Origin of the sequence: Methanocalculus natronophilus, from assembly GCF_038751955.1 — an archaeon.
GTDB classification, from domain to species: Archaea; Halobacteriota; Methanomicrobia; order Methanomicrobiales; family Methanocorpusculaceae; genus Methanocalculus; species Methanocalculus natronophilus.
Map to the genome: position 1 here is coordinate 1 of NZ_JBCEXH010000028.1, position 890 is coordinate 890.

Below are 890 nucleotides of genomic sequence, written 5' to 3' on the forward strand. Positions count from 1 at the left end.
CTACTTTGGTGAGGATTATACAAACTTACTGCCACGCTTAAAAGATCGCCATGCGGTTGTTTTTGGCAAGGGATTGAACTTGAAGCAACCCATAATGATTCAACTCAATGATATGTCTGAAGTGATGATCAAAGACAATAAAAAAGTTGATTAAATACTTATATTTCTTGCTTTAAGCACAAAATAAATAAACTCGTACAACTATTGGAAATAAACTCGTACAACTATTGCCGAAAAATGAAATAAACTCGTACAACTAAAGACATCTCAATCTGAAGTAGCTTCCAAAAGTTGGAGATATGGTATGATTAATATACCACTCTGATGAAGGGAGCTTTTTTATATGAAAATAACACTAAAGCAGAAACTAAAGATGTGTGAAGAGCACGTGCATAACGGTAAATCACTGTCTCATGTATCAGAGATGTATGGTGGCTATGACTTGGGTAATCTAAAGTATTTGATCAATCTCTATAGGAAATTCGGAAAAGAAGTATTTATAAATAGAGAAATCAAGTCATACAAAAAGGATACAAAGCTATTAGCGATAAGTAGAGTACTTAATGGCGAATCAAGAAGAAGCGTCGCTTTAGATTAAGGTTTAATTGAGCCCACGATATTAGGTGACTGGATAAAATTGTATAAAACAAAAGGTGAGTCGGCGATAAAAGATACACACCCGAGAAAAGGCTATCTTTTGAAACATGAAAGAGCAAAGGAAATCGTCGATAATACACTAGAAGAGGAAAACGAAAGATTAAAAGCTGAAATAGAATATTTAAAAAAGTCGCAGTCCTTAACGAAAAAACTAGAAGGCGTAACAAGTGAAGAAAAGGCAGCAATCGTTACGGAGTTAAGGAAAGACTTTTCATTAAAAGTCCTTCTAGAAG

1 pseudogene is annotated in these 890 nt (G+C 34.2%); it reads left to right on the plus strand.

The window, feature by feature from the left end:
- Positions 1-637: 637 nt before the first annotated feature.
- Positions 638-890, plus strand: a pseudogene (locus ABCO64_RS10165) (hypothetical protein); the annotation flags it as partial.